General features: G+C 62.3%; 20 protein-coding genes and 1 pseudogene. 10 read left to right on the forward strand and 11 right to left on the reverse strand.

Annotated elements, in window-relative coordinates; all coding sequences use genetic code 11:
* Nucleotides 1–53: 53 nt before the first annotated feature.
* Complete coding sequence (locus P6U29_RS14515) at nt 54–254, reverse strand: hypothetical protein (protein ID WP_407118208.1); 201 nt, start codon at nt 252–254, stop codon at nt 54–56.
* A 222-nt stretch (nt 255–476) separates the two neighbouring features.
* Here P6U29_RS14515 and P6U29_RS14520 point away from each other — a divergent pair, with 222 nt between their 5' ends.
* Nucleotides 477–1,451 (forward strand): quinone oxidoreductase family protein, encoded by a 975-nt coding sequence (locus tag P6U29_RS14520; RefSeq protein ID WP_407118209.1) that lies wholly within the window; start codon nt 477–479, stop codon nt 1,449–1,451.
* A 38-nt stretch (nt 1,452–1,489) separates the two neighbouring features.
* Here the strand turns inward: P6U29_RS14520 and P6U29_RS14525 are convergent, their stop codons facing one another.
* Complete coding sequence (locus tag P6U29_RS14525; RefSeq protein ID WP_407118210.1) at nt 1,490–1,765, reverse strand: hypothetical protein; 276 nt, start codon at nt 1,763–1,765, stop codon at nt 1,490–1,492.
* A 104-nt stretch (nt 1,766–1,869) separates the two neighbouring features.
* Nucleotides 1,870–2,478 (reverse strand): helix-turn-helix transcriptional regulator, encoded by a 609-nt coding sequence (locus tag P6U29_RS14530; RefSeq protein ID WP_407118211.1) that lies wholly within the window; start codon nt 2,476–2,478, stop codon nt 1,870–1,872.
* A 164-nt stretch (nt 2,479–2,642) separates the two neighbouring features.
* Between P6U29_RS14530 and P6U29_RS14535 the strand changes: the two genes are divergently transcribed.
* Nucleotides 2,643–3,167, forward strand: coding sequence for a GcrA family cell cycle regulator (locus tag P6U29_RS14535; RefSeq protein ID WP_407118212.1), 525 nt, complete (start codon nt 2,643–2,645; stop codon nt 3,165–3,167).
* Nucleotides 3,168–3,213: 46 nt separating this feature from the next.
* The gene (locus tag P6U29_RS14540) at nt 3,214–3,789 is read left to right on the forward strand and encodes a hypothetical protein (protein WP_407118213.1); all 576 of its coding nucleotides are present in this window, start codon (nt 3,214–3,216) and stop codon (nt 3,787–3,789) included.
* Between the two features lie 46 nt (nt 3,790–3,835).
* Here P6U29_RS14540 and P6U29_RS14545 read toward each other — a convergent pair whose 3' ends face one another.
* Complete coding sequence (locus tag P6U29_RS14545; RefSeq protein ID WP_407118214.1) at nt 3,836–4,192, reverse strand: hypothetical protein; 357 nt, start codon at nt 4,190–4,192, stop codon at nt 3,836–3,838.
* Between the two features lie 619 nt (nt 4,193–4,811).
* Between P6U29_RS14545 and P6U29_RS14550 the strand changes: the two genes are divergently transcribed.
* The 3 genes from P6U29_RS14550 (at nt 4,812) to P6U29_RS14560 (ending at nt 5,955) form a co-directional block, all read left to right on the forward strand.
* A complete protein-coding gene (locus P6U29_RS14550) occupies nt 4,812–4,997 on the forward strand; it encodes a hypothetical protein (protein ID WP_407118215.1) in 186 nt (61 codons plus the stop codon).
* Nucleotides 4,998–5,135: 138 nt separating this feature from the next.
* Nucleotides 5,136–5,480, forward strand: coding sequence for a phasin (locus P6U29_RS14555; protein WP_407118216.1), 345 nt, complete (start codon nt 5,136–5,138; stop codon nt 5,478–5,480).
* A 394-nt stretch (nt 5,481–5,874) separates the two neighbouring features.
* A complete protein-coding gene (locus P6U29_RS14560; protein ID WP_407119328.1) occupies nt 5,875–5,955 on the forward strand; it encodes a hypothetical protein in 81 nt (26 codons plus the stop codon).
* Between the two features lie 227 nt (nt 5,956–6,182).
* Here the strand turns inward: P6U29_RS14560 and P6U29_RS14565 are convergent.
* Both P6U29_RS14565 and P6U29_RS14570 read right to left on the reverse strand, forming a co-directional pair.
* Nucleotides 6,183–6,686 (reverse strand): annotated as a pseudogene (locus P6U29_RS14565) (alpha/beta hydrolase); the annotation flags it as partial.
* A 153-nt stretch (nt 6,687–6,839) separates the two neighbouring features.
* Nucleotides 6,840–8,636 (reverse strand): ShlB/FhaC/HecB family hemolysin secretion/activation protein, encoded by a 1,797-nt coding sequence (locus tag P6U29_RS14570; protein WP_407118217.1) that lies wholly within the window; start codon nt 8,634–8,636, stop codon nt 6,840–6,842.
* A 131-nt stretch (nt 8,637–8,767) separates the two neighbouring features.
* Here P6U29_RS14570 and P6U29_RS14575 point away from each other — a divergent pair, with 131 nt between their 5' ends.
* Complete coding sequence (locus tag P6U29_RS14575; protein ID WP_407118218.1) at nt 8,768–9,985, forward strand: FecR domain-containing protein; 1,218 nt, start codon at nt 8,768–8,770, stop codon at nt 9,983–9,985.
* 58 nt (nt 9,986–10,043) lie between these two features.
* Nucleotides 10,044–12,785, forward strand: coding sequence for an EAL domain-containing protein (locus P6U29_RS14580; RefSeq protein ID WP_407118219.1), 2,742 nt, complete (start codon nt 10,044–10,046; stop codon nt 12,783–12,785).
* A 17-nt stretch (nt 12,786–12,802) separates the two neighbouring features.
* Here the strand turns inward: P6U29_RS14580 and P6U29_RS14585 are convergent, their stop codons facing one another.
* A complete protein-coding gene (locus P6U29_RS14585; RefSeq protein ID WP_407118220.1) occupies nt 12,803–13,063 on the reverse strand; it encodes a hypothetical protein in 261 nt (86 codons plus the stop codon).
* Between the two features lie 264 nt (nt 13,064–13,327).
* Between P6U29_RS14585 and rocF the strand changes: the two genes are divergently transcribed.
* Together rocF and P6U29_RS14595 are read left to right on the forward strand one after the other, a co-directional pair.
* Nucleotides 13,328–14,305, forward strand: a complete 978-nt coding sequence (rocF, locus tag P6U29_RS14590) for an arginase (RefSeq protein WP_407118221.1) — start codon at nt 13,328–13,330, stop codon at nt 14,303–14,305.
* Between the two features lie 176 nt (nt 14,306–14,481).
* Nucleotides 14,482–14,766, forward strand: a complete 285-nt coding sequence (locus tag P6U29_RS14595) for a hypothetical protein (protein WP_407118222.1) — start codon at nt 14,482–14,484, stop codon at nt 14,764–14,766.
* A 64-nt stretch (nt 14,767–14,830) separates the two neighbouring features.
* Here the strand turns inward: P6U29_RS14595 and P6U29_RS14600 are convergent, their stop codons facing one another.
* The 4 genes from P6U29_RS14600 to P6U29_RS14615 all read right to left on the reverse strand — a co-directional run bounded on the left by P6U29_RS14600 (nt 14,831) and on the right by P6U29_RS14615 (nt 18,284).
* A complete protein-coding gene (locus P6U29_RS14600; protein WP_407118223.1) occupies nt 14,831–16,117 on the reverse strand; it encodes an NRAMP family divalent metal transporter in 1,287 nt (428 codons plus the stop codon).
* A 232-nt stretch (nt 16,118–16,349) separates the two neighbouring features.
* Nucleotides 16,350–16,535 carry a hypothetical protein gene (locus P6U29_RS14605; RefSeq protein ID WP_035676373.1) on the reverse strand — a complete coding sequence of 62 codons (186 nt, stop codon included), beginning with the start codon at nt 16,533–16,535 and terminating at the stop codon, nt 16,350–16,352.
* A gap of 89 nt (nt 16,536–16,624) precedes the next feature.
* Nucleotides 16,625–17,134 carry a transposase gene (locus P6U29_RS14610; RefSeq protein WP_407118224.1) on the reverse strand — a complete coding sequence of 170 codons (510 nt, stop codon included), beginning with the start codon at nt 17,132–17,134 and terminating at the stop codon, nt 16,625–16,627.
* Nucleotides 17,037–18,284, reverse strand: a complete 1,248-nt coding sequence (locus P6U29_RS14615; protein WP_407118225.1) for an IS1182 family transposase — start codon at nt 18,282–18,284, stop codon at nt 17,037–17,039. Before P6U29_RS14615 ends, P6U29_RS14610 begins: the two co-directional genes overlap by 98 nt.
* Between the last annotated feature and the right edge of the window lie 210 nt (nt 18,285–18,494).

The following is an 18,494-nucleotide window of genomic DNA, read 5'->3' on the forward strand; positions in this document are numbered from 1 at the left end:
CGAACGGCTTTTTTCCGCTTCGCGCAAATAGTTGAGCGGGACGCTGGTCGCGATCAGTGCCGCAGCAGCTCCGGCTTGCGGATCGTCTGTCTAAGCTCGGCGCCGCAATCGGCGCATTCATAGACGAAGTCGATCTTGGCAAGGCTCCAATGCGGCTCGACCTCGCGCACATACATCGGCAGGAACCCCATGCAGGTGGGGCAAATCACAGGCGCGATCTCGATATCCAGATGATGCTGAACGTAAGCTGGCATCTCGGCTCTCCTTCGCAGGCGACCATCAAACCCCGCGCAAAAGGTACTGCCGGTTACTCTGGAGCCCTCATCAACTCTTTCGAACAGAGACGGAACGACGACCGTTTGTCGGTCGCTGTGACATTCTTGTTACGGCTCTGTACTGTAACGGGCGGACCAAATGCCTATTTGACAGGCCGATCCGGTGTTCGGACCTCACCTCAACGATAAGGGAGCACGCCCATGACGCATGCCATTCGCTTTCACAAAACCGGCGGTCCGGAAGTCCTAGTCTGGGAGGAGGTCAGCGTCGGCAAGCCTGGACCCGGCGAAGCGCGCATCCGCCACACCGCTGTCGGCCTCAATTTCGTCGACATCTATAACCGTTCCGGCCTTTATCCGGCGCAACTGCCGAGCGGGCTCGGCAGCGAGGCGGCCGGCGTCGTCGAGGAGGTCGGGCCCGGCGTCACCGATCTGAAGCCGGGCGATCGTGTCGCTTATGGCGCCTCGCCGCTCGGGGCCTATTCGGAGGCGCGGCTGATTCCCGCCGATCGTCTGCTGAAGCTGCCCGATGGGGTCGATGACAAGACCGCGGCGGCGATGATGCTCAAGGGGCTCACCACGCAATATCTGATCCGACAGACTTATCGGGTGAAGGCGGGCGATACCATTCTGCTTCATGCCGCGGCTGGCGGTGTCGGCCTGATCTTGAGCCAGTGGGCCAAGCATCTTGGCGCGACCGTGATCGGCACAGTCAGCAACGACGAGAAGGCGAAGCTCGCCAAGGCGCATGGCTGCGACCATGTGATCATCTATACCCGGGAAGATTTCGTGAAGCGGGTCGACGAGATCACCGGTGGCAAGAAAGTGCCGGTGGTTTACGACTCCGTCGGCAAGGACACGTTCCTGAAATCGCTGGATTGCCTCGCGCCGCTCGGTGTCGCCGCACTGTTCGGTCAGTCCTCCGGCGCGGTGGAGCCGCTCAATCTCGGCCTGTTGGCGCAGAAGGGCTCGCTCTACGTCACGCGTCCGACGCTGTTCACCTACGCCGCCAAGCGCGAAAATCTGGTTGCGATGGCGAACGAACTGTTTGACGTCGTCAAGTCCGGCGCGGTCAAGATCGAGGTGCACCAGACCTATCCGCTGAAGGACGCCGCCAAGGCGCATGCCGATCTCGCTGCGCGCAAGACCACGGGATCGACCGTGCTCATGGTCTAATGCTCGACCGGGGCGTGACGCAAGCCATCTGGCCTGCGTCACGTCCGCTCGTGCTTGCGCAGGTCGCGGGTGTGATCAAGGCCGATTGCCTGCAGGTCGACATCCTCGGGCGGGATTTGGGGCAGGGCGGCCTCGGTCAGGATGGCCTCGGTCACGTCCTCGACCGCATTCTCCACGATTTCGTGGATGAACGAGATGTTCTGGTATTCGCCCGAGGCGATGCGGGAGATGACCTCGCGCCTTGTGATTTCGGAATCGACGACCGCCTCGCGGCCCCGCCGTCCATAATCGATCATCACGACGAAATATTGCATGAAAACGATCCTGCCGCGCCCCGTGGTCGGGAACGCGGCAGAGTATTTCTGAAATTCGTAAACCGTTATTTCTGTAAATCAGAAGTCGCTGGCCGTGCGCTCCCTTACTTGCCCTTTTTGCGAGGGCGCGCCGATTTCGCACGCAATCGCTCAAGCTGCCCCTTGGGCATGGACAGGCAGATCTCTCCGACCCAGTCGAGCTTGACGCCGACGATCGGTTTGGCATTGAAACTCGTGAGATTGACGACAGAGGGTGATTTTCCCCGCTCGATGGTCTTCAGATAGCGCTCGCCGGACTTGAGCCGGACCACCGCCTCTTCGCCGTAGAAGCTCGACAGCGGATGGCGCTGGTCCTTGTAGACCACGATCACGTCGCCGCTTTCGTACTTGGGCAGCATCGAATCGCCCACGATCTCGAATGCGATCGTCTCTTCCATGATAGGGAAGGGCAGCGTGACGTCGCCGAGACCTTCCGGCGGAACCTGTTCATAGTCCGGCTCGATCACCGCGCCGGCTCCGACGCGGCCCATGATCGGCGCGAGATTGAGCTCGAGATATTCCATGATCGGAATGATCTCCGAGGCCTTCACCAGGCGCTCGCCCCCGAGGATCTCCGAGACCGCGCCGGGGCGCACGCCCATAGCCGCCGCCAGGCCGCCCTTGCTCTTGCCGGTCTTCTCCAGGCCCCGCTCGATCATTGCTACGTCCAACATGGTGATTCCCCTCGATTGCGCACCGTCTCGCCTCTTATAATCCGAAATTCGGAATTGATGCAATTATGAATATCAGAATTATTGCGTTGACAATGTATTCGGAATAACGGAATGTATGTTTCGTCTCCCGGTCGTGGGTGGGAGGCGCATCACAGGACAGCAGCATGGAACCGGGCCATTGGCCGTCGGAGCACTCCGACGCGCTTCGCGACTATTTTCTCAAAGGCATGTCTTATGCAGAGATCGGAAGACAGATTAACGCAAGGTTTGGAACGGCTTACACGCGCAGCGCGGTGGTCGGCCGCGCCAAGCGGCTCGGGCTCGTCCTGCCGGAATGGATGACTAGTCCGTCGATCGTGCCAGGTGAACCCAGCCTGCTTTCGCCGCGTCGGGCGGCGTTGCCGAACCTGAATCTGCCGCCGAAGTCCGCGATGAAGCCTGCAGCGCGGGTCAAGTTGCGTTGCGTCGGTGTCCAGCCGCGCCTGATCCAACTGGTCGAACTCGAGCCGGCCGACTGCCGCTATCCCTATGGCGGCGACAAGGACGGGGAGGAAATCACCTTCTGCGGCCACCCCCGCCAGCCGGGCTCCAGCTATTGCACGCCGCATGCCCGCCTGACGCGCCGTTCCGAGGCTGGGTCCGCCCGTGTCGCAGGCCCCGTCGTGCTGAAGTTGGTCTCGGCCGCCTGAAGGTGCAGCCGTCCGTTCAATCGTCAGACTTCCAAGGAGGATCCGAGTGGCTCGTGCCCGACGTAACAAGTCCTACAAATTGGCGCAGATCTACGACCGGCGGTCGCGGGAGGTGCCGTTCAACGCCGAGGTGGCGGAGGTCGAGGTGGACAATCCGCTCGCGCTCGATCCAGGCGAGAAGATCCTGGCCATCCGCTCGATCCGTAGTGATCCGCTCGGCCGGCTGCACGCGCACCACCAGATCGACGAGACGCAATATCGCGGCGGGCGAGCCTTCCAGAACGATTGGGTGCGAGCGGAGCGGGGTCCCCAGGCGGTGGATACGACCCGCGAATATGTCGATGGTACCGGCACGCGCGAGCCGGTCACCGAGAGCCAGCGACAGGCGGCGCTGCGGCTGAACCGGGTCGAGCGCGAGCTCGGCACCGATGGCGCCGCGCTGGTGCACGACGTGCTGGTGCTTGGTCTGACCATGGATCAGGTGGGGCAGCGTCGCGCCGTCCGCACGCAGCGCTGGAACGATTATTTTGCGCGGCGTTTTCGCGAATGCCTGGATCGGCTGGCGCACGTCTACGGCTTCGCGACGGAGACGGGAACACCGCGTGCGGACCGGCGTAGATGATTGCGCGACGCTGGCGGCCTTGGCCGCCGGCGTCGTGGCCCGTTGCTTACGGATGAGGGACAATCTGGTAGGGCGTGGTGTAGGGCTCGACGCGGAGCGAGGCATTGGCCAGAAGCCCGATTTTTGCGGTCGGCGCCTGCCGTAATTCGCCGTTCGGCCCACGATGCACGTTGTATTGCCAGACGGTGAGATCGCCCTTCTGTGCCAGCGCGTGTGCAACGGCGCTCGCATCATTGCCGCCGAGCGCCTGAAGCTCCTCCGCCGACAATCCGACGACGATTTCGTCCTTGATGGTGACGATCTTGAACAGGTTCATCTTGGTCTCCAGGGCCCATGCGCCTTGTATCGAAAGGGTGAGAAGCGCGACCGCGGCGCCCTTGATGAGATCGCAGCGAGAAAGCATGCCGTCGTCCTTTTGGTGCTGACGTGCGCCCAAATCAAAGAGTCCTCAGCCATGGCGCCCGTATCTGCGTGGCCGTGCCGCAACGGCTTGGTCGCTCGCTCGCGGACAGCGGTTCATGGCGAAATCATATCCAGACGGATGGATCCTGCCGCGAGCAGCCACCCCAGGACCGGCTGTAAGATCGACTTTCATGCTGGCGATGCAACCGCCGCGATCCGACTCAACAATTACGTGCATATGCTGAAAGATCGCCAATTCGTGCGCGCCAATCTGCATTCACATCGGAAACAAGGTGAAACGCTGCGCCGATTGCCGGCAATCAGGGGCTGTGTGCGTGATTGATGCCGCTTCTTGACGCAGGTGGGTGACGGCGGTCGATATTCCTGTTAACCGGAATCGCCGTGGTGCGATGCAGATGAAGCATCGCTACACCCATGGTTGGGCTTGCCGGATGGGTTGTTCCTTGGCATAACTACAACCGCCTGGAGGCCGCCGTTTGGGATGTCGTCCAGTGTGCCGACCCGGCGGCCCCCCGGCCGAGAGTTCGTCGCGATAGGTTCTGTTGCGGCGTTCGGTTCTTGAGTGGATCACGAAGGCCGATGCTTGTCATAGGTGCGAGATGAAAAACCTCAATTTCGCGGCTGAGCTGCATCTCAAGCTCGGTGTGCCTACAAGCAGCACTGTCGAAAGTCTGCGCCTGCTCCGCGCGTTCCTGAAGCTCGCGCCTCGACAGCGTTTCGAAGTGATCAAATTGGTCGAAGATCTCGCCACCGAAGAAGCTCTTCCCGAGCACCCCTTGTCCTGATCCGGCCGCGCGCCGGGCCCATTCGTCTCCTTTCTTTCTTGCCAGAGCCTGGCTCGCCGGCGTCGTTCCCCGAGGCTGGCCGCTGGAAGGCGGTCCGGCAAGTGTGGTATTCAGTTGGGAAAAGGGAGGAGTGCGACCATGATTGAACCGAAGCTCGAGGTTCCGGCCGAACTGCGCGATTTGGCCGAAAAGACGATCGACCAGGCGGAAAGGGCATTCGGCATGTTTTTTGAAGCCGCCACCAAATCGATGTCGTCCGTTCCGGGCGCGGGGACTGAGGTGTCGAAGCAGGCGCTTGCTTTCACAGAGCAGAACATGAAGTCGGCCTTCGAGCATGCGCGCAAGCTGGTGCATGCCACCGATCTCCAGGAAGCGATGCAAATCCAGTCCGATTTCCTGCGCAGTCAGTTCACCAGCGCGGGAGATCACATGCGCCAGATGACCGGCAGTTTCATGCAATCAGGCAAGGGCAAGTCGTCCTGATTCTCGGCGTGTGTACAGCGTGCCCGCAAATTGATCTTGTGTGGCACGGAGATCCGCGCTTCGATGCTTGCGCAGGTCCATGACGGGCCACCGAATGATTCCATTCGCCGTCCGTCATCCTTTCTGCTGATCCCTGCCGGTCTTCCGGCAGGGATTTGCATTTGTGACAGGTCGTGATCGTCCGAACGATAGAGATGCCGTACGAACGCCGGCATCCTTGCTCCGGGCGGGCCAAGACATTTTATCGAGACATTTCGTATCAAGACTTTTTCGTATCGAGACTTTCGGTACAGTGCGACACGTGTCGCCCCGACGCTGTGCCGCACTTCTACCTTGCCGGCTCGGTAGCCTTGATCTGCCGCAAAGCGCTCCCGGCTAATAGTCGCCGGGATTCATGATCATCGGGCTTTTCGTATCGGCCGGGGCCAGCGCGCTGCTGGCACTGTCGCGCAGGAAACGGTCGAGCGTCGCCTGAATCTTCTCCTTGACCGCGTCGGGACCGCGATCGCTCATCTCGGTATGCTGCGCGCCGGTGTGGACGATGTCGATGCCGCGCGCTTTAGCCTGTTCCGGCGTCGGCAGGACGCCGGGATCGGTCAGGAAATGAGGGTCCTTCGAGCGGAACGAGAGAATCTTCAGATGATCGCTGAGCACGAAAGGCACCCGCAGATTGTCGAGCGTGATCACCTTCGACACCAACTCGGGGTGCTGATGGGCGACATACATGGAGACGTCGCCGCCGTTCGAATGGCCGACCAGGGTGATGTGGTCGTATTCGACGTTCTCCTGCCGCCTCTTCAGTTCGCCCAGCACGAAGAGAATGTTTGCTTCGCAGCGGATGTAGACTTCACGGCGGCCGACATATGGCTGACCGACATGGGTCATCAACGGCGGATCGCTCGGCAAGTCCTGCTGGATGCTAGCAACCAGATAGCCTCGCGCGGCGAGCACGTTGGCGAGGAAGGAATATTCGGTAGCTTTGACAGTGTTCCCGTTGCTGATGATGGCGAGCGGGAGCTTCCAGAGGCCCAGATTGGCCTTGGTCTCATAATCGCGCCGCACGGCGATCTCGACCGAGATCGGCCGCTGGCGCGAGGTGTCGAAGAGGGTCAAGGTCTCATGGCGGATTGCGAATTGGCTGACGACGAAATACTGCCCGACGCCGAGGATGCAGAGAAACGCCAGGATTGCGAACACCTTCTTCATGGTCTGTCTCAAATCACCTTTTAACTGAACATGGTCATTGGGAACCTCCGGTCGAGCGATCGTGAGCAGGTTACGGGATTAAATTTAGGCAAGTCTGTGAGCAGGGCCGCGAAAGGGCCGCATACCGGGTCGTTGGCCCGAAGGACAGGGCGGCTAGAGACAGCCGGCCTTGCCGCGTTCCGGGCAGACCCGGAATGCGCTCGAGAGCGTGAAAAGGAAGCGTGGGCTGCGGCGCTCGTTGTCCGGCGCCCGGTAGCTCAAGGGGACCGCCACGCCGAGATCGGCCTGGAGATCGTATGGCAGGAAGAACCGCACGCCGGCTCCGGCCGATGTCAGTGACAGCCCGTCGCTTAGGCGGTAACCGTCATTCCAGACCGCGCCGGCATCGCCGAAGACGTAGAGCTGATAGCCGGACCAATAGCGGAAATTGAGCTTCTGATCGAAACGCAGTTCGGCCGAGCCGGCAAGGCCGTTGTCGCCGCTGATCTCGGCTGCGCCATAGCCACGGCCGAAGGCCGCGCCGCCAAGATAAAATTGCTGCGAGGTGAATAATGGCCGTGATGCCGTCTGGCTCGCAGCTGAGAGCTTGAGCGACCAGGCGTCGTTGAGCGTCTGGTAGCGGGTGAACCAGACGTTCAGCACCGAGAAGTTCGACGAAGCGCCGTCGCGCGATAACAGATCATCGTCGAAATGCGATGCGCCAAAGATATCGAGGCCCTGGCGGTAGGTCAGCGTCGCAAGATTGGTGCCTCCGAAGTGATCCTGGAGCCGGTAGTCGGCGGTCAGGCTGGCGGTCCTGATGTGGTCGTTGTACCAGGGGCCGTAGATGTCGTGCTCGGACACGTTGCTGAAGGTTCCAGCCACGGTAAGCGTCAGCCCCGAGGATTGCGACATGAAGGGCACGATGCTTGCCCGCACCTCGAAAGCTTCGGTGGTGGTGATGTCGCTGTCGAGGCGGCGTGCGTCACCCGGCCGGACCGCGCTGTACAGGACGGAAGCACCGAGGCGGACACCGTCGACGCCGACGGGCGCGTCATAGGACAGGCGTGCGAAGCCGAGCTCGCGGGGGTCGTTGACAATGGTCGACAGGTTGACCGCCAGCGCGTCGCCAGGCGTGAGATAGGAGTTGAGCGCGCCGGTGGCGTAGGTTTGCCAGGGACCGACCGACGACGATCCGAGATTGTCCAGGCCGAACGAGGAGAAGACGTGCGAGGTCTTCAAATAGATGGTCAGGCGGAAGCGGCCGGTCGTGCCGCCGATCTCCTCCAGCGCGGTGTCGGTGATCCGGATGCCCGGCCTGCCGTTGATCAGGAAAAGCTGGCGTTCGAGTGTTGCCAGCCGCGACGGTTGTTCGGCCAGAACCGGGCCGAGCATCGGTCTTACGCCGAACTGCTCGGCGCCGTCGCCCTTCAGCTCGGCCTGCACGATCGCGCCTTCGATGACCTGGATCCGGACGCGGCCGTCGACAATGTCCTGCGGCGGCACGATGGCCCGGCTCAAGTGGAATCCGGCTTCGCGGTAGAGGTCGCTGATTGCGCCGGCGATCGCGGCGAGGTCCGCCTGCGAAACCCGCTTGGCGAGATAAGGCTGATAGACCGCTGCGATGCGATCGTGGGAGATGGCGTGAGCGCCGATGACGCTGATCCCGCGCAGCACGAACTGCGGCTTGGTATCGCCGCCCGTGCTGGGCCGGTCGACACTCGGCAGCTTGACCGGAGGCCGGTTCAGCGAGTCCCGCTCGGTTTGGTTTTCAAAGTATTTCTCGGGCTGGCGCGGATCGAAGCCCGGCTGGTTCACCTGCTGCGCGAATGCCTGCGGAGCTCCCGTGAAAATGAGGCCCAGCAACACCAGCGCGGTAAGAAGGTGCCGTTTCTCACCACGCGCAGTGAACCCGTCTCCGTAGTTCGACGGAGACTGTCCCCGAGGGCGGTAAGAGTTCGTTAGTCGCATGATTTTTCATAGTTTTTTATGGTCAACGATTGGTTAATCCGGTCACGCTGCTCGCGGCTGCCCGATAATCCTATTTTGAGTGATTTCGGATAGCCCTCAGGCCTGACCGTAAATGCGGACTGAGGATCATCATGTTCGGCAAAGTTGCAATACGGCGCGCCTTGCTGGCAGTGCTGATCCTGGGAACGACCTCCAGCGCATTCGCTGCAGATGACGGTGTCTGGTCCGTCAGCAAGTCCTCAGGCGAGGTCTGGCTTGCAACGAACGGCACCCAGCAGGTGTCGTTGAGCCAGGAAGGGACGCTGAAACCGGGCGATACCATTCGTACCGGGCGCAACGGACGCGTCCTGCTTGTCCGCGGCGAGGAGACGATTCTGATTTCTCCCAATTCGGTGGTCGGCTTGCCGGCCGAGAAGAAGGAGGGGCTCTCGACCACCATCATCCAGCAGGCAGGTTCGATCCTGCTCGAGGTCGAGAAGCGCAACGTCAAGCATTTCGAGGTCGAGACGCCCTATCTGGCCGCCGTGGTCAAGGGAACGCAATTCAGCGTCACGGTGGGAGCGGGCAGTACCAAGGTCGGCGTGCTCCGCGGCCAGGTCGAAGTCTCCGACTTCAAGACGGGACAAATTGCGCAGGTGATGCCGGGACAAGCGGCCAGCGTCTTTGAGCACGGCAAATCCGGCATCAGCCTAAGTGGTGCCGGGATGTTCAATCCGATCGAGCAGGGCAAGCCGCGGGCCTCGACGATCGAGCGCGTTCCCGTGCCGAAATCAGGGTTGTCGGCGCCGCGTAATGCGGCGCACGGCGGTGCGATCCATGCGCTCGGTCCGATCGACAAGAGGACCAAGACGGCCGACGCGCCGAAGCCATCGCATCAGGCGGCTGGAGGTCATGTCCCCAAGGCCGGCGTCGTGCGGATCTCGAGCTCGCTCGGCGAGGTCAAGCTGAACTTCCATAAGGTGACGCGCGGACTTGCCCACGGTACCGTGGCTCCCGGCCAGGTGCGCCACGCCAATGCCAGCACGGGTGCCGAGACGGTCTGGAGCGACAACAAGACCAGCACGACCGCATCCAACAGCGCGATTGAGACTCCCGCAACGACGAGTGGTGCCGCAACGGCTGGCGGTAGCGGCTCGTCGAATCCAGGCGCCGCAATAGCCGCCGCGGCGGCAAACAACGGAAACTCGGGCGGCAACGGAAATGCCGGCGGAAATGGCAACTCCGGCAATGGCATCAATAGTAACGGCAGCAACGGCGCCACTGGCAACGGCTGGAATAACAACGGGAACGGCAATTGGAGTGGCGGTGGTCACGGCAGCAATGGCCGCCATGGCCGCGACCGACACTGAGGCGGTTTGCTAGGGGATGAGGGGGCGCACCCGCTGGAGCGGGCGCGCGGGAGGATCAGTGAGACGCTATCGGCCACATATTCTGGTTGCGATCGCGCTTGCGATCGTGCTGTCCACGGGATGGCATAGTTCGCTTCGCAACGCGCTCACCGACCTGCGGTTCGCCTGGCAGTCACGTGACGCCAGCGGCAATGTCGTCGTCGTGGCGATCGACGCGCCGTCGATCGACCAGATTGGGGTCTGGCCCTGGCCGCGCGGGTTGCACGCAGCGCTGCTGCGCAGGCTCGGCGCGGCGGGAGCGCAGGACGTAGCCTTCGATGTCGATTTCAGCACGCCGTCCGATCCGGCATCCGACGAGGCTTTCGTCAATGCGCTTCGTGAGGTCGGCGGCTCGACCATCCTGCCGTCCTTCAAGCAGCCGACGCCGAATGGTGGTCCGGCTCACGTCAACCGCCCCCTCAAGTCGTTCAGCAACCAGTCGTGGCCGGCCGTCGTCAATGTCGCAGTCGAATCCGACGGGCTCGTTCGCCGCTATCCGTTCGGCGAGAAGCTCGGCGACGCCTTCATGCCTTCGATGGCAGTCGTGCTGGCGGGACAGGATGCCAATCGGCGGCCGCCCTTTCTGATAGATTTCAGTATCCGTGCGGCCACCATTCCCACTGTCTCCTATGTCGACGTGCTGCGCGGCGATACCGCCACGCTCGGCAAGCTGAAAGACAAGAAGATCATCGTCGGTGCGACGGCGCTCGAGCTCGGAGACCGATTCAGCGTTCCGAACGGCAAGATCATCTCAGGACCCGTCCTCCAGGCGCTGGCCGCTGAATCGATCCTTCAGAACCGGATGCTGCGCCGGACGTCCGATATCGGCATGATCCTTGGCCTGGGCGTGATCTGCGTGCTGATGATGTATTCGTGGCGCCGCTTCGCACCAGGAATTCGCGTCGCGATCCTCATCGCGGCCGGGATGGGCCTCGAATTGGTCGCGGCCCTGGTGCAGGCGAGATGGGCCCTCGTCATCGACACATCGCTGTTTCACATCGCCTTCATCGCCTATCTGACGGCAATTGCGCTGGACGAGATCGATTTTCGTAGTCTGCTCGGACGCATTGCAGAGAGCCGCTTTCAGCGCATCGCGATGTCGCTCGGCGACGGGCTCGTCTGCACCGACGAGGATCACCGGATCACGGTTTGGAATCCCGGCGCGAGCGTGATCTTCGGCTATTTGCCGGCCGAGATCATTGGCCGCCCGTTCGAAACGTTGTGCGCCTTGCCGGTGGACGGCGGTGCAATGCCGTCCATGCACGACGCCGCGCGCCAGGCGCTTCTGGTTCCGGGCGGGGCGGTCGTCGTCGAGTTCGAGGGCCGGCGCAAGAACGGGGAAACTTTCGCGGTCGAGGCGAGCTTCTCGGGCTGGCAGGGAACGGACGGCTTCCAATACGGAGCGATCCTGCGCGATATTTCGGTCCGCAAACGTGAAGCTGAGCGTATTCGATATTTGGCCGAACACGACGCGCTGACGGGGCTTGCGAACCGGAGCATGCTGCATGCTGGCCTCACCGATCTGATTCGTGCGGCGGAGCGGCGGTCTCCCGGCATCGCCCTGCTCGTGCTCGGGCTCGACGGCTTCCAAGAGATCAACAACATGCTCGGACACTCGGCCGGCGACCTCGTGCTGCGCGCGGTTGCTGAGCGTCTCCAGAGCGAAGTCAATGATAAGGCGATCGTCGCCCGGCTCAGCGGCGACGAATTTGCCATCGCGATCGATTGCGCGAACGTCGACGAGCCGATCGCGGCTTTTTCCGAGCGGATCGCGCGCGCATTTGAAGCGCCGCTCGCAACGGGCACGCGGCAGCACCGCGTCAGGATCAGCGTTGGCGTTGCGGTCTATCCGGAGGGCGGGCAAAAGGCTGACGATCTCCTGAGCAACGGCCATCTGGCGCTGAGCCGCGCGAAAGCGACCCGGCGCGGCAGCCATGTAATCTTCGAAAGCGCGATCAGGCAGGAGCTCGAGAACCGGCTAACGCTGGAAAGCGAGCTGGCGCTTGCCGCGGACCGCGGCGAGTTCGAACTATTCTACCAGCCGCAGGTTCGTCTGATCGACGGCAGTCTGGTCGGAGCCGAAGCGCTCATTCGCTGGCGACATCCGGTGCGCGGCTACGTCTCGCCCGGAGAGTTCATGCCGGTGGTCCACACTTCGGCCCTGTCGGAGCGGATCGCGAACTGGGTGATGGAAACCGCCTGCCGTCAGGCGCGAGCCTGGGAATTGTCCGGCAAAAACGTGCGCGTCGCACTCAACCTCTCACCCTCGCAGCTTCAATCCGGCGATCTCGCGCATTCGGTTGCAGCACTGCTCGGCGCGACGGGGCTGACGCCATCGCTTCTCGAAATCGAAGTTACCGAAGACATCCTGCTCCATGATGAGCGCCGCGTGCTCGCCATGTTCGAGCGGATTCAGGAGCTCGGCGTCCGAATCCTGTTCGATGATTTCGGTACCGGTTATGCGAGCCTGAGTTATCTCAAGAAGTTTCCGCTCGACGGGCTCAAGATCGACCGATCGTTCGTATTCGGTCTTCTCGCGAATTCCGACGATGCTGCCATCGTCAGCTCGACGATCGGCCTCAGCAAGCAGCTCGGTCTCACGGTCGTGGCTGAAGGCATCGAGAACAAGGCAACTGCCGACTTCCTGGTCAGCATGGGATGCGAGGAAGGGCAGGGATATTTCTTTGGCCGTCCGATGCCTGCCGCGGCATTCGAAAAGCAGTTCCTGGCGGCCGAACTCGAGGCTGTCAGCGGGGCCTGAGCAGGCTGGCTTTGCTGCTACCGCCGGCGCGCTATTGCGACGCCAAAGAGGAATGCGACGAACAAGCTGGTCAGCGGTGCTTCGCGTGTGATCGCCGCAACTGTCGCGAGAGCCCCGCCAGGCTTTCGCGCTTCCTCGATTGTGGAGGTCAGGCGGTCGACAGCTGTGCGCAGGCCTCCGGCGACCTCACCGATCGTGCGGGAGACATCCGTCGTTGCGTCGATGGCACGCTCGGCCACACCGGGTTGGGAGGGGGATTGCGGTATCTCCGTGCTCACGGGCGCGACCTCCAGGCCTAAACAAAGCGGGCCGACACCTTTGGCTATCCGCGCGAGCGCTCGTTTTGAACAGCGGGTCTGATGACCTTTGGCTATCCGCGACAGGCGCCGTGATTGACGGCGGGTGCCGGCCTTGGATGGGCAATTCAGCGCGCGGGATTTTGTTCCGGATGATATCTCGGCCGGGGCGGACCTTCCCGGGGGAAACGACGGGTGCGAATCTCTGTTAGGCTTGGTCAACCTTGCTGATGTCAGGAGACAGCCGTGACCGATCGAACCATGACGGATCGAGCCCGGCGCATCGCCTTGCTCGGCGCTCCCATCGACATGGGGGCCTCGCAGCGCGGCACCTTGATGGGCCCTGCGGCACTGCGCACCGCCGGCCTTACGACACTGCTCGAAAGCTTGGATTTCGAGGTCGTCGACTATGGCGATCTTTCCGTAGCCGGAGTCCCGGACCTCACCGACAGCCCGCCCGAAAAAGCCAATCACTACCGCGAAATCCAGCGCTGGACGCGCGTGCTGAGCCGCAAGGGTTATGAGATCGCGACAACCGGCGCGCTGCCGATCTTCCTGGGCGGCGATCACACGCTGTCTATGGGATCGGTCAATGCGATGGCGCGTCATTGGCAGGAACGTGGACGCGAGCTCTTCGTGCTCTGGCTCGATGCCCACGCCGATTACAACACACCGGAGACGACGATCACGGCAAACATGCACGGCATGGCAGCCGCGTTCTTGTGCGGCGAGCCCGGGCTCGACAGCCTGCTGGGTGACGATCCGCGCGTTTCGATCAACCCGGACAAGCTGGACCTGTTCGGCGCCCGTTCGATCGACAAGCTCGAGAAGGAGTTGATGCGCTTGCGTCGGATCAGGATCATCGACATGCGCCAGATCGACGAGTTCGGCGTCGCCGTCCTGATCCGCCGCGTCATCGAGCGGGTCAGGGCGAGCAATGGCGTGCTGCATGTCAGCTTCGACGTAGATTTTCTCGACCCCTGCGTGGCGCCGGGTGTCGGCACCACGGTGCCGGGTGGTGCCACCTATCGCGAGGCGCACCTGATCATGGAGCTGTTGCACGATTCCGGCGTCGTAGGATCGGTCGATATCGTCGAGCTGAATCCCTTCCTGGACGAACGTGGTCGGACCGCGCGTACTGCAGTCGAGCTGATCGGGAGCCTATTCGGCCAGCAGATCACCGACCGGCCGACGCCGAGCAACGCAATCACTCCGGGCGAGTGAAGCGGCGGACGCGTGTGTGCTGAAAGCGCAGCGGTCGGAAACGTGTTCCCGGCGTGGAATTTGGTTTCAGCAAATAGGGAAAGGCCCTGTTGGCTTGGAACTTGCTTGATGGAAACGGGGAACCTGACCGGGCGTAATCGCATTAACCTGGGATAGAGAAGATAGCGGATCCTTCGATGACAAGTGGTCGTTTCGCAAGCTCCATCTCCACCGCGCTCCGCCATCCCGGCGTGATCGCGCTGATCGTCGCGGGCGTGACGATTGCGGCAATGCTGCTCGTCGACCACGGACCCTGGAGCCGCGCCAAGACGCAGCCGGCCCATGTTGCGATGTACGCGACCACGGGTGAAGCGGCACGGGCCGCCGGCGCCACGGTGCTCCCGACGAAACCGAAGTCGCCGATCGAGCCAGTGCGGCCGGGGCCCAAGACGTCCCCGACCGTCAATCCCGTGACGCCGTAGCGCTCTCGACTGCTGCGGCCGCTCGGCTTCGGCGGATGCGCGCGGCAATGATGCGCAGTTCGCGTTATCCAGTCACCGACGAACCCAGCAAAGCGAGAACGGCCAGCGTCATCAGGGCGGTGGCGAGCCAGCCGAGCGCGATCAGCCATGAGCGGGCCCTGAAGCGGCCCATGATCGCGCGGCTGGAGACGATCAGCATCATCATCGCCATGATGGGGACGGCGACGATACCGTTGAGCACCGCACTCCACACCAGCATATGGATCGAGTCTATCCCGGTGAAGCCGAGGCCGAAGCCGATGAGGGTTGCCGCGGCGATGATGGTGTAGAAGCCGGCCGCTTCGTCCGGCTTCGCCTCCAGCGTGGCACGCCATCCGAAGATCTCCGCAACGCCATAAGCGGCCGAGCCCGCCAGCACCGGGATGGCGAGCAAGCCCGTGCCGATGATGCCGATCGCAAACAGGGCAAAGGTGAAATCTCCGGCGAGCGGCCGCAACGCTTCAGCCGCTTCCGTCGCCGAACTGATGTTGGTGACGCCGTTGGCGTGCAGGACCGACGCCGTGGTGAGAATGATGAAGAAGGCGATGCCGTTGGAGAGCAGCATGCCGGAGATGGTGTCGGCCCTGATGCGCGCGAGCTCCGGGCTGCCGCCATGCTTGAGCTGGCGAAGCGGCTTGTCACGCTTGCCCTGGTTCAGCTCCTCGACCTCCTGCGAGGCCTGCCAGAAAAACAGATAGGGACTGATGGTGGTGCCGAGCACGGCCACCACCATCAGAAAATAATCGCCGCTGACATTTGCCTTCGGCCACACCGCAGCGAGCAGCGCCGTGCTCCAGGGAATCTTGACGGTGAAGGCGGTCGCGACATAGGCGAACAGCGCCAAGGTGAGGAATTTCAATACAGGCGAATAGCGTCGGTAGGGCAGGAACACCTGGAGCAGGGTCGAGCCGGCCGCGAAGATCAGCGCGTGCTCGTGGTTCAGGCCGCCGATGACGAGCGAGAGGGCCTCGGCCATCGCGGCGATGTCGGCGGCGATGTTGAACGTGTTCGCGGTAACGAGCATGGCGACCAGTGCCAGAACCGCCCAGCGCGGCGCGACCTTCATGACGTTGGCAGCCAGCCCCTTGCCGGTGACGCGTCCGATCTGCGCGCTGACGAGCTGGATCGCGATCATGAACGGCGTGGTCAGAAACACGGTCCACAGCAGACCATAGCCGAATTGCGCGCCGGCCTGCGAATAGGTGGCGATGCCCGACGGGTCGTCGTCGGCAGCTCCGGTGATGAGGCCGGGCCCCAATCGTTGCAGCAGCGTCGGCGCGGTTTTCGTGGGGGCCGCGGCGCTGTCGCTCATGGAAGGGGCCTCAGTCAGGGTGGTGTCCTCATAGCAAATGCCGACAAGGCAATGAAAGTTCCCGGCCACGCAAGACGCCAATTTCTGATAATGCCAAGTCTGCTTGCTCCGTCGGGCAAAACAGGGGTAGCTTGCCATCATCGAGCAATTCACGATTCACGGCCGTTCGCCAGGCTTCCCGCCCGGTGGCGGATGTGGATGCCGGATGGAAGTGGTGCTGTGCCCCAGCGTCCTACTTGACGCTGACGAACATGCCCCAGGCGGCGGCCAGCGCCGCGCCGGTGAAAAGGACCACCGGATTGTCGCAGAAGGTGCCGCCATAGCTGCACACGTCTGCTCCGAATTGGCCGAGCTCATGACGGCTCGCGGAATAGAACAGTCCCGACAGCACCAGCAATGCAGCGGCGACGTAGTACATTGAAGATCTCTCCGGCTTGCCCCGTTCCAGGCGACATGTCCCAGCATGACGCGAAGAGATTTCGTTTCGCCGAATCCACTTTGCTGCATTTAAGATAAAGTTTGACCCGTCGAGACTGAGCAAGAATTACTGGTTTTGGCGGAGTCAGGCCGGTGTGGGCGACCGATTGCGATCGGAGGCGGGTGATTGATCCAGAAGGCCTCTGGAGCAAGCTGGATGCCCTGCAGGAGGGCTGCGAGGGTGCCTCGGCCAGGAGCGAGCGTCTTTGCGAGGGCGGCCAGAAACACGTCTAAGCCAAGAATGTTGAGCACGCGGGTAAAGTTGTAGCAGAGCGCCATCAGGTTCCACTCACCGCGGACCTTATCGAAGCCGCGGACCAGGAAATGACGATAGCCGGCGCGGCATTTGAGCGTGCCAAACGGATGCTCGACGATGGCAAAACGACGGCGCATCAGCTCGCCTGCACCCTGCATCCGCGCGCGATGACGTTCAAGAACGCCTTCATGCTCCCAGCGACCGATCGTCCGGTAGGCCCGCGTTCGACGAGAGACACTGGACCTTGAGCGGGCAGGTCCTGCAGATCGCTCCGCGCGCCGCATAGCGGATCTCGATGCGGCCGCTGGTGTTCTTTTGCCTGCTCTTCATCGGATGTAGCGGTTGGCCGGCAGGACAACGGTAGGTGTCGGTTGCGCCATCATAGTTGAAGTCCTTGAGGGCAAAGCGGCCTTGCTTCTCGAGCCGGGCGTTGCCCTCCGGCACCGGCACATAGGGCGTGATGCCATCGTCTTCACAGGCCTTCAGTTCGCGACTGCTGTAATAGCCCTCATCTGCCAGCGCCTGCAGGGCCCCGACCTCGAGAGCCTCTTTTGCCGCCATGGCCATCGCATGTAGCTGGCCGACATCGCTGCTGTCGTTCACCACCTCGCTGGCGACAATGAGCTTGTGCTTGTCATCGACGGCGGTCTGCACATTGTAGCCTGCGACGCCCTGGCCGCTCTTGACCAGAAGCCGGGCATCCGGATCAGTCAGGGATAGCTGCGTCGCGCCATTCTCTTCCAGCCGAGCAAGGTCGCCTTGTGCGCGCAAGCGCTTCGCCAGCAGCGCCGCGATCTTCGCACCGATGTCGCCGCCACCTCCGCCGCCGCCATCGGGGCCATCCTTGCCCGGCTTCTTGGCTTCCGCGGCATCATTGTCCTCAAGGCACTTGCCGTAAGCCTCGATCTCTTGGTCCAGCTTGATGATCTGATCGGCAAGCCGTTTGCGCGTAAAGATGCTGGCCTTGCTGGCGTCGCCATGGAAGAACGAGCCGTCAATTGCAACAACGCTGCCGCCGACAAGACCAAGCTCGCGCATCAGCAGCACGAAGCTGCGGTTGGCTGCCTTCAGCGCCGCCCAGTTCTCTTTGCGGAAATTGCCGATCGTCCGATAACCCGGCTTCAGATTCCTCAGCAGCCAGATCAGTTCCAGATTGCGGCCGGCCTCCCGCTCCAACCGACGCGACGACCTGATTTGGTTGATGTAGCCGTAAAGGTAGAGCTTCAGCAGATCGGCTGGATCGTATGGCGGCTGGCCGACCTCTTCAGCCTTGCGATCCGCATGGCGAAAGCCGAGCTTGGCAAGGTCGAGGACACGAACGAAGCTCTCAATCGCCCGGACGGGGTTGTCCGGTCCGACATAGTCCTCAATCCGAGCAGGAAGCAGGCTGGCCTGGTCGCGGCTCTCGCCGGTCTTGAATGTGCGATTCGTCATGAACAGAATCGTACATCAACTCACCAAAATGCCGAGTTCTTGCTCAGTCTCGTCGGGCAAAACACGGTCAAAATGGCATCATAGGCGAGCGCCGGCGTCGCAATGATGACCGGGGTTCGACATGAAAAAAGGCCCCGCTTCGCGGGGCCTTTGTCGTAATGGCTTTGTCTTTGGGGCCTGTCGCCGCAGATCGCCCCGACGAAACACGCC

This window comes from Bradyrhizobium sp. LMG 9283, from assembly GCF_045571415.1.
GTDB lineage: Bacteria > Pseudomonadota > Alphaproteobacteria > Rhizobiales > Xanthobacteraceae > Bradyrhizobium.

Excerpts from the sequence above, each read along its gene's own strand:
- P6U29_RS14515 (WP_407118208.1), bottom strand. The coding sequence starts at position 254 with ATGCCAGCTTACGTTCAGCATCATCTGGATATCGAGATCGCGCCTGTG.
- P6U29_RS14520 (WP_407118209.1), top strand. The coding sequence starts at position 477 with ATGACGCATGCCATTCGCTTTCACAAAACCGGCGGTCCGGAAGTCCTA.
- P6U29_RS14525 (WP_407118210.1), bottom strand. The coding sequence starts at position 1,765 with ATGCAATATTTCGTCGTGATGATCGATTATGGACGGCGGGGCCGCGAG.
- P6U29_RS14530 (WP_407118211.1), bottom strand. The coding sequence starts at position 2,478 with ATGTTGGACGTAGCAATGATCGAGCGGGGCCTGGAGAAGACCGGCAAG.
- P6U29_RS14535 (WP_407118212.1), top strand. The coding sequence starts at position 2,643 with ATGGAACCGGGCCATTGGCCGTCGGAGCACTCCGACGCGCTTCGCGAC.
- P6U29_RS14545 (WP_407118214.1), bottom strand. The coding sequence starts at position 4,192 with ATGCTTTCTCGCTGCGATCTCATCAAGGGCGCCGCGGTCGCGCTTCTC.
- P6U29_RS14550 (WP_407118215.1), top strand. The coding sequence starts at position 4,812 with ATGAAAAACCTCAATTTCGCGGCTGAGCTGCATCTCAAGCTCGGTGTG.
- P6U29_RS14555 (WP_407118216.1), top strand. The coding sequence starts at position 5,136 with ATGATTGAACCGAAGCTCGAGGTTCCGGCCGAACTGCGCGATTTGGCC.
- P6U29_RS14560 (WP_407119328.1), top strand. The coding sequence starts at position 5,875 with ATGATCATCGGGCTTTTCGTATCGGCCGGGGCCAGCGCGCTGCTGGCA.
- P6U29_RS14570 (WP_407118217.1), bottom strand. The coding sequence starts at position 8,636 with ATGCGACTAACGAACTCTTACCGCCCTCGGGGACAGTCTCCGTCGAAC.
- P6U29_RS14575 (WP_407118218.1), top strand. The coding sequence starts at position 8,768 with ATGTTCGGCAAAGTTGCAATACGGCGCGCCTTGCTGGCAGTGCTGATC.
- P6U29_RS14595 (WP_407118222.1), top strand. The coding sequence starts at position 14,482 with ATGACAAGTGGTCGTTTCGCAAGCTCCATCTCCACCGCGCTCCGCCAT.
- P6U29_RS14600 (WP_407118223.1), bottom strand. The coding sequence starts at position 16,117 with ATGAGCGACAGCGCCGCGGCCCCCACGAAAACCGCGCCGACGCTGCTG.
- P6U29_RS14605 (WP_035676373.1), bottom strand. The coding sequence starts at position 16,535 with ATGTACTACGTCGCCGCTGCATTGCTGGTGCTGTCGGGACTGTTCTAT.
- P6U29_RS14610 (WP_407118224.1), bottom strand. The coding sequence starts at position 17,134 with ATGCGGCGCGCGGAGCGATCTGCAGGACCTGCCCGCTCAAGGTCCAGT.
- P6U29_RS14615 (WP_407118225.1), bottom strand. The coding sequence starts at position 18,284 with ATGACGAATCGCACATTCAAGACCGGCGAGAGCCGCGACCAGGCCAGC.